This window comes from Actinoplanes philippinensis, from assembly GCF_900113015.1.
In the GTDB taxonomy this organism is placed as follows: domain Bacteria; phylum Actinomycetota; class Actinomycetes; order Mycobacteriales; family Micromonosporaceae; genus Actinoplanes; species Actinoplanes philippinensis.
On sequence record NZ_FONV01000035.1, the window covers coordinates 1 to 14,245 of the forward strand.

The 14,245-nt window shown below is 69.4% G+C and carries 16 protein-coding genes; 4 read left to right on the forward strand and 12 right to left on the reverse strand.

Going from position 1 to position 14,245, the window contains the following annotated elements:
• The first annotated feature begins 165 nt into the window (after positions 1-165).
• Positions 166-492, forward strand: coding sequence for a hypothetical protein (locus tag BM290_RS45435; RefSeq protein ID WP_093622238.1), 327 nt, complete (start codon positions 166-168; stop codon positions 490-492).
• Positions 493-621: 129 nt separating this feature from the next.
• Here BM290_RS45435 and BM290_RS45440 read toward each other — a convergent pair whose 3' ends face one another.
• The 10 genes from BM290_RS45440 to BM290_RS45485 all read right to left on the reverse strand — a co-directional run bounded on the left by BM290_RS45440 (position 622) and on the right by BM290_RS45485 (position 10,100).
• Complete coding sequence (locus tag BM290_RS45440; RefSeq protein WP_093622239.1) at positions 622-1,008, reverse strand: response regulator; 387 nt, start codon at positions 1,006-1,008, stop codon at positions 622-624.
• A 131-nt stretch (positions 1,009-1,139) separates the two neighbouring features.
• Positions 1,140-1,715, reverse strand: coding sequence for a type 4a pilus biogenesis protein PilO (pilO, locus tag BM290_RS45445; protein ID WP_093622240.1), 576 nt, complete (start codon positions 1,713-1,715; stop codon positions 1,140-1,142).
• The gene (locus BM290_RS45450) at positions 1,715-2,404 is read right to left on the reverse strand and encodes a hypothetical protein (protein WP_093622241.1); all 690 of its coding nucleotides are present in this window, start codon (positions 2,402-2,404) and stop codon (positions 1,715-1,717) included. The genes pilO and BM290_RS45450 overlap by 1 nt, the downstream gene beginning before the upstream one ends.
• Positions 2,404-3,426, reverse strand: a complete 1,023-nt coding sequence (pilM, locus tag BM290_RS45455; protein WP_093622242.1) for a type IV pilus assembly protein PilM — start codon at positions 3,424-3,426, stop codon at positions 2,404-2,406. Before pilM ends, BM290_RS45450 begins: the two co-directional genes overlap by 1 nt.
• Before the next feature lie 43 nt (positions 3,427-3,469).
• Entirely contained in the window at positions 3,470-4,255 is a 786-nt protein-coding gene (locus BM290_RS45460) for a prepilin peptidase (protein WP_093622243.1), read from the reverse strand.
• A gap of 73 nt (positions 4,256-4,328) precedes the next feature.
• Complete coding sequence (locus tag BM290_RS45465; RefSeq protein WP_093622244.1) at positions 4,329-4,811, reverse strand: type II secretion system protein; 483 nt, start codon at positions 4,809-4,811, stop codon at positions 4,329-4,331.
• Positions 4,812-4,940: 129 nt separating this feature from the next.
• Positions 4,941-6,170: a type II secretion system F family protein gene (locus BM290_RS45470; protein WP_093622245.1), complete on the reverse strand. Its 1,230-nt coding sequence runs from the start codon at positions 6,168-6,170 to the stop codon at positions 4,941-4,943.
• Between the two features lie 4 nt (positions 6,171-6,174).
• Positions 6,175-7,299 (reverse strand): type IV pilus twitching motility protein PilT, encoded by a 1,125-nt coding sequence (locus BM290_RS45475; RefSeq protein WP_093622246.1) that lies wholly within the window; start codon positions 7,297-7,299, stop codon positions 6,175-6,177.
• Between the two features lie 86 nt (positions 7,300-7,385).
• Complete coding sequence (locus BM290_RS45480; protein WP_093622247.1) at positions 7,386-9,053, reverse strand: GspE/PulE family protein; 1,668 nt, start codon at positions 9,051-9,053, stop codon at positions 7,386-7,388.
• Between the two features lie 75 nt (positions 9,054-9,128).
• On the reverse strand, positions 9,129-10,100 hold the full coding sequence (locus BM290_RS45485) for a GlxA family transcriptional regulator (RefSeq protein ID WP_093622248.1): 972 nt from the start codon (positions 10,098-10,100) through the stop codon (positions 9,129-9,131).
• Positions 10,101-10,153: 53 nt separating this feature from the next.
• Here BM290_RS45485 and BM290_RS45490 point away from each other — a divergent pair, with 53 nt between their 5' ends.
• Positions 10,154-11,431, forward strand: a complete 1,278-nt coding sequence (locus tag BM290_RS45490) for an MFS transporter (protein WP_093622249.1) — start codon at positions 10,154-10,156, stop codon at positions 11,429-11,431.
• On the opposite strand, the gene BM290_RS45495 is transcribed toward BM290_RS45490, so the two are convergent.
• On the reverse strand, positions 11,415-13,085 hold the full coding sequence (locus BM290_RS45495) for a putative bifunctional diguanylate cyclase/phosphodiesterase (RefSeq protein ID WP_093622250.1): 1,671 nt from the start codon (positions 13,083-13,085) through the stop codon (positions 11,415-11,417). The genes BM290_RS45490 and BM290_RS45495 overlap by 17 nt on opposite strands.
• 238 nt (positions 13,086-13,323) lie before the next feature.
• On the opposite strand from BM290_RS45495, the gene BM290_RS45500 reads away from it, so the two are divergent.
• The gene (locus BM290_RS45500) at positions 13,324-13,509 is read left to right on the forward strand and encodes a hypothetical protein (protein WP_093622251.1); all 186 of its coding nucleotides are present in this window, start codon (positions 13,324-13,326) and stop codon (positions 13,507-13,509) included.
• Complete coding sequence (locus tag BM290_RS45505) at positions 13,499-13,891, forward strand: hypothetical protein (RefSeq protein WP_239143937.1); 393 nt, start codon at positions 13,499-13,501, stop codon at positions 13,889-13,891. Before BM290_RS45500 ends, BM290_RS45505 begins: the two co-directional genes overlap by 11 nt.
• Before the next feature lie 24 nt (positions 13,892-13,915).
• Here BM290_RS45505 and BM290_RS45510 read toward each other — a convergent pair whose 3' ends face one another.
• Positions 13,916-14,200: a DUF427 domain-containing protein gene (locus tag BM290_RS45510; RefSeq protein ID WP_093622252.1), complete on the reverse strand. Its 285-nt coding sequence runs from the start codon at positions 14,198-14,200 to the stop codon at positions 13,916-13,918.
• Positions 14,201-14,245 lie beyond the last annotated feature (45 nt).

A 14,245-nucleotide genomic window follows, 5' to 3' on the forward strand; every position in this document is an offset into this window, starting at 1 on the left:
ACACCCCCCGGATCATGCGTACGACAGGGGCGGTAAGTCATACCGGACCGAGCGACCGAGCAGTCCCCATCGGGGACGATCAAAAAGGTAACGGGGAGAACGTGCATGCCGACGACGGCCGCCGTGGCCCAGCGCGAGCGGATCGAGTAGTTCGGGAGGCGGGCAATGGATGACCAACCGCAGCTGCAGCTGTTCGAGATCAAGGAGCTGTCGCCGACGTCGCTTCGGTGCACGGTGCGCTGTGTCGCCGGGATGGTCCGGCTCGGTGCGACGGTCGAGCTGCGGCCGGCCTCGGGCCGCCCGGTCGCCGGGGATCTGACGGTCTCGGCCATCGAGTACGCGGGCGGTGTGGCGATGGAGTTCGTCGACCTGGGCCGGACCGCCCTGGTCACGGTCACCGGCCCGATCGACGAGGTGGCCCTGCGGACCGTGGCGGCCGGTGACGGCCCCGGGCAGGTGGTCACCGCCGACCTGCGCCTCGTCGTGCGTTGATCAGGGGCCCGTGCCGCTACGGGGGGAACGGCACGGGCCGAACGCAACGATAACTGTCGTTTCGGTGGTATGCGAGGGTTTGGCCGCGATCCATAGGAATCGCACAGGAGAATGGTCGTGTGAGGACGGTCAGGCGCCCAGATGGCGCTTGCTGATCAGGGTCTGCAGCCGGCTCACCAGATCGCGCGGCGCGATCGGCTTGGACAGGTAGCCGTCGGCGCCCGCTGTCATGCCGGCGTTGACGTCGTAGGTGTGGCTGTTGCCGGAGACCATCAGGATCGCCATGTCGCGGATCGCCGGGGTGTTGCGCGCCAGCTTGCACAGCTCCATCCCGTTCATGGCCGGCATCCGTACGTCGGTGATCATGCCGACCGGCTTGGCCACGGTCAGGATGCGGGCCGCCGTGTTGCCGTCCTTGGCGCCGAGAGCGCGGTAGCCGGCCGCCTCCAGTGTCACGGAAAGAAGGTCGCGGACGTCGCTGTCGTCGTCGGCGATCAGGATCAGGTTCTGGTTCATCGTGGGGCCCTTTCTCGTGTCACCTCACCGATCGGCGGGCGCCTCCGGCCCCGGAGTGCCGTCCGGTTGCGGGCGAGGTGCGGCGAAAAGCCCCTGTTCGGTCGAGAACAGGGGCTTTTCGATGATCCGGGTCAGGACTTGACGGACGCGGTCTTCGTCGAGGTGATGAAGGCCTTGAGGGTGAGCGACAGCTCCGACTTGTCGCCGGCCACCGTCAGCTTGGCGTTCTCGATCAGCAGGGCTCGCGGCTGCTCGGTCTGCAGGTGCTTGACCAGCTTCATGATGTTGTCGACCGGACCCTCGATGTTGAGCGTGATCGGCAGCTCGGTCACCGTGGGGGTGGTCGACGAGGTCTCCTCGCCGGTCGCCGCGTACCCGCTGACCTCCACCTGGTACTGGAGGCCGAGGGTCTGCAGCTGCTTGAGGAACTCGGGGATCTTGTTGGTGGTGTTGTGGTACGGCAGGGCCTGCTGCGCGGTGAGCAGGTCGGCCTTGTACTCGGTGATCTTCTTGAGCTCGGTCTTCAGCTCGGTGAGCCGCTTCTGCTCCTTGAGCAGCTGGGTCTCGGTCTCGGCGGTGTCCGCCTGCACGCTGTCCCGGCTCGTGTACTGCGGCTTGATCATCATGAACCAGCCGCCCACCACGAGCAGGATGATGAGGGCCAGGCCGCCGAAGAGCCAGATCTGGTCGATGCGCCGGGTGGTCATCACTTACCTCCGCTCGGGCAGTCGCTGGTGAACCGGCCGCAGAGGGCCTTGTCGGTGATGGTCAGGGTGAGCGAGAAGGTGTAGCCCGCCGGGTCGTCCCGGGTGACGTTCGTGACGAACGGGTTGGTCACGTGCTGCAGGGTGCCCAGCTCGTTGACGTAGTCGGCGACGACCTTCTTGTTCTCGGCCCAGCCGGACACGGCCAGCGTGCCGGCCTCGGAGGTGTCGGTGGCCGTGGCGTCCTCGGTGGCGAGCCCGCCGCTGATCTCGGTGAGGATCACCTTCTCGTCCACGGCCTCGTCCCGGATCAGGTTGACCAGGTTGGTCCACGAGAGGTCCTTGGCCTGGAGCGCGCTCAGCTCCTTGGTCAGCGACTCGCCGCCGTCCTGGTACTCGACCAGGGCCTTGAGCTCGTCGGTCCGCTGCGCCGCCTTGGTGGTGGTCAGCGTCTGGAACATCTGCTCGTACTCCTCGTCGGCGGCCACCTTGTCCTGGCCGGCCTGCCAGTACCAGGCGCCGAGGGCGGCCACCACGAGCAGCACGAGGATCACGATGAGGGTACGGACCCGCCGGGACCGCCGGCCGTCCCGGATCTCCTGGGGCAGCAGGTCGGCGCGGATGGAGAGGACCCGGGCCGCCTGCTGCGGCGAGACCGAGGGGTCCACGGGCATCAGTGCGGTGGTGCTCATCAGGCCGCTCCGAGGGTGAGGCCGATCGACACCGCCGCCGACGGCACGAAACTGTCGAACCCACGCTCCCGGGCCTTGCGCGTGTCACGCAGGCGGGCCGCGTTGTCGGCGTACATCACCGGGACACCGAGCTGCTCCTGCAGGTGCTCGGCGAGGCCGGGCATGAGCGCGCTGCCACCGCAGAGCGAGATCCGGGTGACCTGCTTCTGCCGCTCGCCGGAGGCCAGGTAGGTGAACGAGCTGCGCAGCTCGCTGGAGAGCGGGCGCACCGCGTCGACCAGGGCGGCCACCGTGTCCGGGTTGCCGTCGCCGTGCAGGCCGAACCGGCACTTGAGCGCCTCGGCCTCGGCGGTCGGCAGGCCCAGCCGGGTCGCGATGTTCTCGGTGATCTCCGAGCCACCCCGGGGCAGGGTACGGACGAACAGCGGCTCGCCGTCCGCGTGCACGACGACGCTGGTGATGTTGGCGCCGATGTCCACGATCGCCTCGACCTGGGCGTCCAGCCGCGAGGCGGAGCGCAGCATGGCGAACGAGGCGAGGTCGACGCCGACCACCTTGAGGCCGGCCTTCTGCACCGCCTGGACGAGCGCGAGCACCGCGTCCTTGGGCATGGCGATCAGCAGGCCGCGTACGGTCGGGTTGTCGCCGGGCTGCTCGAGCGGGTAGAAGTCCAGCAGCGAGCGCTCGACCGCGAGGGGGAGCTGCTCCTTGACCTGGAACGGCAGGGCCTGGCGCATCTGGCTCTGCGGCAGGTTGGCGACCGACGTCTCACGGACCACGAGCTGCGGGTTGGTGACCGCGAGGGTGACCTTCTTGCTGCCGAACTTCGACGCCGCCCAGAGCTGCTTGAGGGCTGCCGTGACGGTGCCCGGGTCCTGGACCACCCCGGCCGCGACGGTGCCCGCCTCCAGCGGGAACTGGCCGAAGTTGATCAGTGTGTAGTCGTCCTTGTTCCGGCGTACTTCCACGGCCCGGATGGAGGACGAGCCGATGTCGAGCCCGATCGGCGTAGAGCCAGCCATCGGTGTTCCTTCCTTCTCGGGTGTCAGACGGCCTTCTCGGGTGTCAGACGGGTGGGAGCTGGAGCTGTTCGAGGTACCAGGTGGCGAGTGGCGTGCCGGCGAAGACCGCCAGGAGCGCGCCCGCCAGCATGCTCGGGCCGAACGGGATCTTCGACTTGAGCTGGACCTTCCGGCTGATCAGCAGCGCGATGGCGGGCAGTCCGCCGATCACGAAGCCGGCGAAGGCGCCGACCACCACCGCGTCCCAGCCGAGCCAGCCGAGGTAGAAGCCGAGCAGCGGGGCCAGCTTCACGTCGCCGCCGCCCAGGCCGAAGATCGCCAGGAACCGGTAGAGCAGGTAGAGGGCCAGAGCGGCGCCGGCGGCGCGGAGCAGCGCCTCCGGGTCGCCGGCGAGGATCGAGACCGGCGTCAGCAGGACGGCCGCCACGCCGTACGAGGGAATGACGATCTTGTTGGGCAGTCGCATCCGGTCGAAATCGATCATCGTGAGAGCGATGGCGACGGCGGCGAGGTAGAGGTAGGCGGGCAGTTCCCAGGACCAGCCGAACCGTGCCGCGACGGCCACGAACAGAGCCGCGGTGCCGGCCTCGACGAGCGGGTAGCGGACGCTGATCGGCTCGCCGCAGTCGGCGCACCTGCCGCGGAGCATCAGCCAGCCGAGCACCGGGACGTTGTGCCGGGCCCGGATCGGGTTCTCGCACCGCGGGCAGCGGGATCCCGGGTGGACCAGCGACTTGTTGTCGGGGACCCGGTGGATGACGACGTTCAGGAAGGAACCGATCGCGAGCCCGAGCAGAGCCACGATGCCGAACAGCGGGGTCTCGGGCATGGCGGTCCTCCTCGGGCTCGTGATCGGTGCGGGGCCGGGTGGCGCCGGCGACGGCGCCACCCGAGCGGTTGCGTCAGAGGCAGGTGGTCATGTTCAGGGTGGTCGCGCCCTGCTGGACCGAGCCGCCCTTCTCGCTGTCGTAGATGTACTTCTTGCCGCTGCCGCCGGAGTTGGTGGCGCAGATCTTGTAGGTGCCGGCGACGGTGCCGTTCACGTAGGTGATCTGGGTCTTGTCCGACAGCGTGATGGCCTGCTTCTCACCGGTCGCGGTCGAGAGCTTGAGCTGGGTCTTGGTGCCGTCGTCGTTGGTCAGGGTGAGCGGGCCGGTCGGGTACTTGTTGCCGTTCTCGGTGTAGAACTGCTCGACCGCGCTGATCGCGCCACGCACGTCGGACTGGGCCGACTTGTCGGCGGCGCCCTGACGGTAGTTCAGGTAGACCGGGACGGCGATGGCGACCAGGACGCCGATGATGACCACGACGACCAGAAGCTCGATGAGGGTGAAGCCTTCGTCGTTCTTCTTGCCGGCACGGAGACGGGCGATGACATCCTGCATTTGGGGTGTCCTCCATGGCATGGGGATGGTGGGGCGGGGAAGGGGGGCACCGAGCCTTGGCGCCCGTGTGTGCCAGCCGGCCGTCGGGAGTCGGCCGGAGAATTCGGCTGTCGCTTCGTTGCGGGGCCGTCAGCTCTGGATGTTCTGGTAGATCGTGAACATCGGCAGGTAAAGGCAGATCACCATGCCGCCGACCACGGTGCCCATGACGAGCACCATGATGGGTTCGATCGATGCGGTCAGGGATTCCGCGGCCTCATCGACCTCGCGGTCGTAGAAGTCGGCAATCTTGTCGAGCATCTGACTGATCTGACCGCTCTCTTCACCGACTTCGACCATCTGAGTGACCATCTCGGGGAAGATCGAATGATGCCGTAGCGCCGAAGACATGGGCTGACCGTCACGAACGGTCGACTGCACGTCCTTCATCGCGGCATTGATCACCTCGTTGCCGGTGGTCTCACCGACCACCGCCAGCGCCTGCATGACCGGAACACCGACGTTCAGGAGCAGGCCGAGGTTGCGGGAGAAGCGGCTCATGGCGAGCTTGCGCAGGAGCGGGCCGAAGACGGGGAGCCGGATCTTCAGCCGGTCGACCTTGAGGCGGAACTCCTCGCTGTCGCGCATCTGCCGCTTGTAGAAGAAGCTGGTCCCGAACATGACGCCGAGCACCAGCGGACCGATCCAGCCCATGTTGTGGCTGGCGGTGACCAGGAACTGGGTGATCGCGGGAAGCTCGCCACCGAGGCTCTTGAACATCGCCTCGAAGATCGGGACGATGAAGATCAGCACGCCGGCGATCATCACGAAGGTGAAGCCGAGGACGATCGCCGGATACGTCAGCGCACTCTTGATCTTGCCGCGGAGCGCGGTGTCCTTCTCCAGGCTCTCGGCGATCTGCTCGAGGGCCTTGTCGATCATACCGCCGGCCTCACCGGCCCGGATCATGGCGATCATCAGGCGCGGGAAGACCCGGTCGTGCTTCGCCATCGAGGCCGACAACCCGGCGCCGCCGGCCACGTCGCCGCGCAGCTCGCCGAGCGCCTTCTTCAGCGGCGGCGACGAGGTCTGCTCCTCGAGGATCGCCAGCGACCGCAGCAGGGACATGCCGGACGCGGTCATGGTGGCGAACTGCCGCGCGAAGACCGCGAGGTCCTTCAGCTTGACGCGGTTCCCCAGGCCGGGGATCTTGAGCTCCTTCTGGAGCCCCTGACCCGCCTCGATCAGATCGAGCGGGACCTCGCCGCGCTGGCGCAGCATGTGCGTGGCGGCCGCCTCGTTGGGGGCCTCGATCGTGCCTTTGGCCTTCTTACCGGAGGCGTCGATCGCGTGATAGGTGAATGTCTTGGTGGACGCCATCGGATCAGTTCCGTCCCACGAGTCGCTTGAGTTCGTCGGCCCCGTGGCAGATCTCCAGGGCGGCCGCCATGCTGACGATGCCTTCGCGGACCTTCTCGGCCAGGTGCTGGTCGAAGGCGAGCATGCCCTCGGAGCCACCGGCCTGCATGAAGGACGGGATCTGGTGGGTCTTGCCCTCCCGGATCAGGCTGCGGATGGCCGGGGTGGCGGTGAGGATCTCGCAGATCACGGCACGCCCCTTTCCGTCGGCAGTCGGCGCCAGCGCCTGAGTGATCACGCCCTGCAGACTCGCCGCCAGCTGGGCGCGGATCTGCAGCTGCTGGTGCGGCGGGAAGATGTCGATGACCCGGTCGATGGTCTGGGTGGCGCTCTGCGTGTGCAGGGTCGCCATCACGAGGTGACCGGTCTCCGCGGCGGTCAGCGCCGTGGAGGTGGTGGTCAGGTCACGCAGCTCGCCGACCAGGATGATGTCCGGGTCCTGCCGCAGCGCGTGCTTGAGAGCCGAGGCGAAGGTGTCGGTGTCGGTGCCGACCTCCCGCTGGTTCACCACACACCGCTTGTGCGGGTGCAGGAACTCGATCGGGTCCTCGATGGTGATGATGTGGTCGGCCCGCGAGCGGTTGGCCAGGTCGAGCAGCGACGCCAGGGTGGTGGTCTTGCCGGAACCGGTCGGTCCGGTCACCAGCACCAGGCCACGCGGCAGGTGGGCGAAACGGGCCACCGACTCGGGCATGCCCAGCTCGTCCAGCGGCTTGATCTTGTGCGGGATGGCCCGGAAGACCGCGCCGCACGAGGTCCGCTGCCGGTAGAGGTTGCCGCGGAACCGGGAGACGCCGACGATGCTGTGCGCGAAGTCGAGCTCCTGATCGGTGAGGAACGTCTCCCACTGAGCGGGGCTGACGGCCGCGCGGGCCAGCAGCTCGGTGTCGGCGCCGTTGAGCCGGCCGTATCCGGGGACCGCCCGCAGCTCTCCGCGCACCCGCATCATCGGCGGGGAGCCGACCGTCAGGTGCAGGTCGGACCCGCCCGACTGGACCAGGGTGACGAGCATCTGGTCCAGCACGTCCAGACCGTCCGCGGGCGCGGGCGCGTACTCCGCCTGTTGCCCGTCGTACTGGAGCGTGTCCATCCGTACCCTCCCGGTCCGTCCTCGGTGTTTCCGACGCCAGTTGAATCGGCAACGCCGGGACCGGGTTTAGTAGCGGAACAGGTGCGCTAGACGGCCACCCGGGAGACCTCCCGGATCGAGGTCAGCCCGCCCGCGGCCTTCACCAGACCGTCGGCGCGCAGGTCGTACATGCCCTGGCTGAGAGCGACCTCGCGGATCTCGCCGGCCGAGGCGCGCTTGATGGTCAGCGACTCGATCTCCGGGCTCACCTGCATCACCTCGTGGATCGCGATCCGGCCCTTGTACCCGGTGTTCGCGCAGTTCCGGCAGCCCACCGGCTTGTACAGCACCTCCGGGAAGGCCAGGTCCTGCAGCGGCCAGTTGGCGCCCAGGATCTCCTCCTCGGTCGGCGTGTACGGCTCCTTGCACCAGTCGCAGATCCGCCGGGCCAGACGCTGGGCGAGCACACAGTCCAGCGACGACCCGACCAGGAACGGCTCGATGCCCATCTCGGTGAGACGGGTGACCGCGCCCGGCGCGTCGTTGGTGTGCAGAGTGGAGAGCAGAAGGTGACCGGTGAGCGCGGCCTCGACCGCGATCTGCGCGGTGTTGCCGTCCCGGATCTCACCGATCAGCACGACGTCCGGGTCGGTACGCAGAATGGCCGGCAGCACCGCGGCGAAGGTCAGTCCGGCCTTCGCGTTGACCTGCACCTGGTTGATGCCGCGCAGCCGGTACTCGACCGGGTCCTCGACGGTGATCACGTTGACCTCGGGCCGGCTGATCTTGCCGAGGGTGGCGTACAGCGTCGTCGACTTGCCGGAACCGGTCGGCCCGGTCACCAGCACCATCCCGTGCGGCTTGCTGAACGACTCGGAGAAGCGCTTCAGATTGTGCTGGGTGAAGCCGAGTTTGGCCAGGTCGAGGTCGATGCCGCCGGTGTCCAGGACACGGAGCACGATCTTCTCGCCCCAGACCGTGGGCAGTGTGGCGGTTCGCAGGTCGACCGTACGGTCGCGGATCATCGCGGTGATGCGGCCGTTCTGCGGGATCCGCTTCTCGGTGATGTCGACCCCGGACATGATCTTGATGCGGGAGATCAGCGCGTTCATCACGCCCCGGGGGACCAGGTCCACCTCGTGCAGCACGCCGTCGATCCGGTAGCGGACCCGCATGTCGTCCTCGGTCGGCTCCAGGTGCAGGTCGGAGGCGCGGTTCATGACGGCCTGCTCGATCAGGCTGTTCACGTAACGGACGATCGGCGCGTCGTCGCTGCTGGTCGCCTGTGCGGCCATGCCGGCCTGGTCGTCCAGCCCGTCGTCGGCCAGGTCGGCCAGGTCGGCGCCCTCACGCTGGAGCTTCTCGATGATCCGGCGGACCTCGCTGCGGGCCACCACCACCGGCCGGATCGTCATGCCGGTGGCGGCCCGCACGTCGTCCAGGGCCACCACGTCGGCCGGGTCGGTCACGCCGACGACCAGCTCGCCGTCGTTGATGGCCAGGCCGAGGACCCGGTGGCGGAGCACCACGGGCAACGGGATCCGCTTCAGGGCCTGCGGATCCGGGGTGTAGCCGACGAGGTCCAGGGTGTTGATGCCGAAGGCGGCGGCCGCCGCCTGGGTCAGCTGCTCCTCGGTGACCACCTGATCGTTGATCAGGACGGCCCGAGCCGATCGGCCGCTTCGTTCGGCCTCCGCCGCGGCTCGGTCGACCGCGGCGGGGTCCACACCGATCTGCTTGAGGGCGTCGAGCAGCGGGCGGAAGGTCTGATCCATGGGTTCCTCAGCGGGGGCGGATAAGAGGGCTCAGTGATCCAGTCGGACACTTCCGGGCGGAACTGAGCGTGAGGCTCAGTGCCGGAAAGTACGGCGGTAAGCGGACGGGGCGACCCCGATCGTGGCGTGCATGTGCTGACGCAGGGCGGTCGCGCTGCCCAGCCCGGACCTGCGGGCCACCGCGTCGACCGCCAGGTCGGTCGACTCCAGCAGGATGCGGGCGTGCTCGACCCGCTGGCGGAGCAGCCACTGCCGCGGGCTCAGCCCGGTCTCGTCGCGGAACCGGCGGGTGAACGTGCGCACGCTCATCCGGGCGTGCCCGGCCATCTCCTCCAGGCTCACCGGGTCGGCGAGCCGGTCCAGCACCCACGCCCGGGTGCCCTCGGTGCCGGCGCCGTTCGCGGCGGGCACCGGGCGCTCGATGTACTGCGCCTGGCCGCCGTCCCGCCACGGCGGCACCACGCAGCGCCGGGCCGTCCGGTTCGCCACCGAGGCGCCGTGGTCGGTACGGATGATGTGCAGGCACAGGTCCACCCCGGCGCCCACCCCGGCCGACGTCAGCACGTCGCCGTCGTCCACGAAGAGCACGTCGAAGTCCCACGCGACCCGCGGGTAGAGCCCGCCGATCCGCTCCGCCCAGGCCCAGTGGGTGGCGGCCGGCCGCCCGTCCAGCAGACCGGCCGCGGCCAGCACCGACGCGCCGGTGCAGATCGAGACGATCCGGGCGCCCCGGGCCGCGGCGGCGACCAGCGCCTCCCGTACCGCCGGGTCCAGTGTGCCGTCGGTGACCGGGCCGCCCCGGTGGATGCCCGGGACGATCACCGTGTCGGCGGCCTCCAGCATCTCCAGGCCGTGGTCGGGGACGACGGTGAAGCCCGCCTCGGCGGTGACCGGTCCGGGGCCGCAGACCCGCACGTCGTACAACCTGGTCATGGTCTCGTCCCGGGCGGACAGGAAAACCTGGGTGGGGGTGCCGAGGTCGAAGGGCACCAGGCCGTCGAGCACCAATACCGCAATCAGATGACGCATGGCTCGATTCTTGCGCATGATGGCCCTCGGGCCACTCGTCCGAACGCGCGTGAGGAAGAAGGATCGGTGCCGTGAGACGTTTCCATCCCGCCTGGGCCGTCGCCGCGGTCACCTTCATCGCCCTGCTGGGGGCGGCCGGTTTCCGGGCCACCCCGTCCGTCATGCTCCAGCCGCTGCACGACGAGTTCGGCTGGTCCCTCGGCACCATCTCCGCCGCCGTGTCGGTGAACCTGCTGCTCTACGGCCTGACGGCGCCGTTCGCCGCGGCCCTGATGGCCCGGTTCGGCATCCGCCGCGTCGCGATGGCCGCGCTGCTGCTGGTCTCGGCCGGCTCCGGGCTGACCCTGTGGATGACCCAGAGCTGGCAACTCGTGCTCTGCTGGGGCGTGCTCGTCGGGCTCGGCACCGGCTCGCTGGCCCTGGGCTTCGTGGCGACCATCACCGGGCGCTGGTTCGTCAAGCACCGCGGCCTGGTCACCGGGGTGCTGACCGCGGCCGGGGCGACCGGAAACCTGATCTTCCTGCCGGTGCTGTCCCGGATCGTCGAGTCGGACGGCTGGCGGACGGCGGCGCTCACCGTGTCGGTGGCCGCGCTCGGTGTCGTACCCCTGCTGTGGTGGAAGTTGCGGGACCATCCGGCCGACCTGAACGTGCCCGCCCTCGGGGCCACCGAGATCGAGGAGAAGGTGTCGCCGGCCGGGGGCGCCGCCGGAAACGCCCTCCGCGCGCTCCGGGACGCCGCCAAGACCCGGCCGTTCTGGCTGCTCGCCGGTGGTTTCGCGATCTGCGGGGCGACCACCAACGGCCTGGTCGGCACCCACTTCATCCCGGCCGCGCACGATCACGGCATGCCGCAGACCACCGCGGCGACGCTGCTCGCGCTGGTCGGCGTCTTCGACGTGATCGGCACCATCGCGTCCGGCTGGCTCACCGACCGGGTCGACAGCCGGATCCTGCTCGGCGCCTACTACGCGCTGCGCGGGCTGTCGCTGCTGACGCTGCCGTCGCTGTTCGCCGCGACCGCCCACCCCAGCATGCTGATCTTCATCCTCTTCTACGGGCTGGACTGGGTGGCCACCGTGCCGCCGACCGTGACGCTCTGCCGGGAGTACTTCGGCGCGGCCGGGCCGATCGTGTTCGGCTGGGTCTTCGCCTCGCACCAGTTCGGCGCGGCCGCCGCGGCCACGGCCGCCGGCCTCGCGCGTGACCAGTTCGGCAACTACACCATCGCCTGGTACGCGGCCGGCGGCCTGGCGATCCTCGGCGCGATCCTGAGCCTGATGCTCTACGCCGGGAAACGTCTCCCGCTCATCGAAGAGTCCGTACGGGGGGCTACAGCTCCAGCTTGACCTCGGCCGACTGCTTGTCGAGCAGCTCGGTCACCCCGATCGCCGGCATCGGCCGGGCGAAGTGGTAACCCTGGGCGCGCCCGGCGCCCAGGTCCTTGAGGCGCTCGGCCTGGCCGGCGTCCTCGACACCCTCGGCCACCGGCGACAGGTTGAAGGTCCGGGCGATGTGCAGCACCGCCTCGGCCACCGACGCGCCGCCGGTCTCCGGCATCGCCTGCACGAACGAGCGGTCGATCTTGACCACGTCCACCGGCAGGGTGCTGAGGTGGCTGAGCGAGGAGAAACCGGTGCCGAAGTCGTCCAGGGCGATCCGGACACCGAGCTCCTTGAGCTGGCTCAGCACCCGGGCCGACTCGACCAGGTCGGTCAGCGCCACCGACTCGGTCAGCTCCAGCACCAGGTCCTGCGGGGGCAGGCCGGTACGCTCCAGCACCTCGCGCACCTCGTCGATCAGCTTCGGGTTGGTCAGCTGGGAGGCGGACAGGTTGACGTTCATCTCGAAACCGGGATGCCGGTCCTGCCACGCCAGCGCTTGCCGGCAGGCCTCCTCGAGCACCCAGCCGCCGAGCCTCGGCACCTGGCCCAGCTGCTCGGCCAGGTCCAGGAAGAGCGCCGGTGGGACCAGGCCCTTCTCCGGGTGACGCCAGCGGACCAGCGCCTCCACACCGACGGTGATGCCGCCGTTGTCCAGGTCCACGATCGGCTGGTAGTGCACCTCGAACTCGCCGGCTTCCAGGCCGCGCATCAGGTCCTGCTCGGCCAGGCGACGCTGCTCCGCCTTCGCGAACAGCACCGGGTCGAACCGGCGGGCGACCCCGCCACCGTCCCGCTTGGCCCGCAGCAGAGCCTGGTCGGCGCGGCGCAGCACCCCGTTCAGCCCGTCGAAACCGTCGGTGATCGCGACCCCGGCGCTCGCCCGGATGGTCAGCGCCACCCCGGCCAGCTGCAGGGGACGGTGCAGCTCGGTGAGCACCCGCTCGGCCACCGCGACCGCGGCCTGTTCGTCCTCCAGGCCGGGCAGCAGCACCGCGAACTCGTCGCCGTCGAGCCGGGCGACGGTGTCGTTGGCACGCACGTTCAGCGCGAGACGTTCCGCGGCGGCACGCAGCAGATCGTCGCCGACGGCGTGCCCGAGCACGTCGTTGACCTCCTTGAGGCCGTCCAGGTCGACCACGATCACCGCGGTCTTGGTGCGCGCCGGCTCGGCCAGCACCTCCTCGGCGTACTCGACGAACATGCGCCGGTTGCCGAGGCCGGTCAGAGTGTCCCGGAAGGCCTGCTGAGCGAGCAGCGTCTGCTGCCGGTTGCGGTCCGGGTCGATCCGGTTGCCCAGGAACTGCCGCAGCACCCCGGCGCCCGCCAGCAGCAGGACCAGCCAGGTCGCGGCCGGCGGAAGGTCACCGGCGATGTGCCGGATCCCCACGACGACCAGGGCGGACGCCACGGTGACGTACCGTAGGACCCCGCGCCGGCTGTCCAGCAGCAGGACAGCCAGGCCCAGGCAGAGCACCGCCAGCAGCGGCACGACGCGGCCCGTCAGCCCGCCGGGCTGAGCGGGATCGGCCACCGGCCAGGCGAGCAGAACCAGCGACGCGAGCACGACGGCGTCGTCGACGACGACCCGAACCCGGTCCCACAGAGCGTTGCGACCCACGATCCACCTCCGGCGAGACACATCGGTCCTGGCCGGGCACGGTTGAGTCATCAGGCCCCGGTTACTTCAAGATCTATTGGGGTACGGAGTTCACGTTCGGTGACTGCTCGCTGCTCCAGTCGACGCGTTGCCGGGGCGTTACACCGGTCGTCGAGTCGAGTGACCAGGGTCGCGGGGTTTGCGCGGGCGTGATCTCATGGGACTTCATCACGGTAAGTCGGTAACGGAGGGCTATAACGTGCTGGATGGAGACCGCGGCGTCGACGACGGCGCCCCACGTGCCGCCGAGGGCGCGACACCGGTCGACGTCGAGGAGCCGGTGATGCCGGCGCCTGACTTCCCGACCTTCACGCGTACGGCGGGGTTGCCGCAGCAGGCGCCCGGCAACGGTTTCGAGAGCGGACGCGACAGTCGTGCACGGTGAACCCAGCCCCTCGCTGCCGCGGCGCGGCCCGGCCCCGCCGGTGGACCGGATGGACAACGCCGAGCTGGCCCGGATGATCGAGTCCGAGCACCCCTACCGGGGGAAGGCGCTCTTCGAGCTGTGTGACCGGGTCGCGCTCGACGACGACGCGGCGACGAAGGTCGCGATGCTGTCCCGGCTCACCTCGCTGCGACGGGCCCGGCTCTTCGACCGGGTGTCGCTGGCCTGGTCGGCGATCATCGCGCTGCTGGCGGCGGAGACGACCCACGCGCGCGAGGAGGCGTACGCCGCGTTCGGCGCCCTGGATCCGGAGGAGCAGCGGGACATGCTCGACTATCTCGAGGTCACCGCGATCGAGGAGGCCCACCCGCGGATCACGTGAGCGGGCCTCCATCCCTCCGGCCGGTCAGGCCTCGATCAGCACGTCGCGGCGGAAGGCGACCCGGTCGCGTACGGCTGAGGCGTCCGGTTTCGGATCGGGGTAGAACCAGGCCGCGTCCGGCGCGGTGTGCCCGTCCGATCGCAGCGAGTAGTAGGACGCCTTCCCCTTCCAGGGGCAGACGGTGTGCGTGTCCGAGGGGACGAGCACGTCCTCACGGACACTGGCGAGGGGGAAGTAGTGATTGCCCTCGAGCACCACCGTGTCGTCGCTCTCGGCGATCACTTCGTCGTTCCAGATGGCCTTCGGCATGCCACCGAACGTAGCGCGTGGTGCGGCTTGTGTCTGATATGTGCG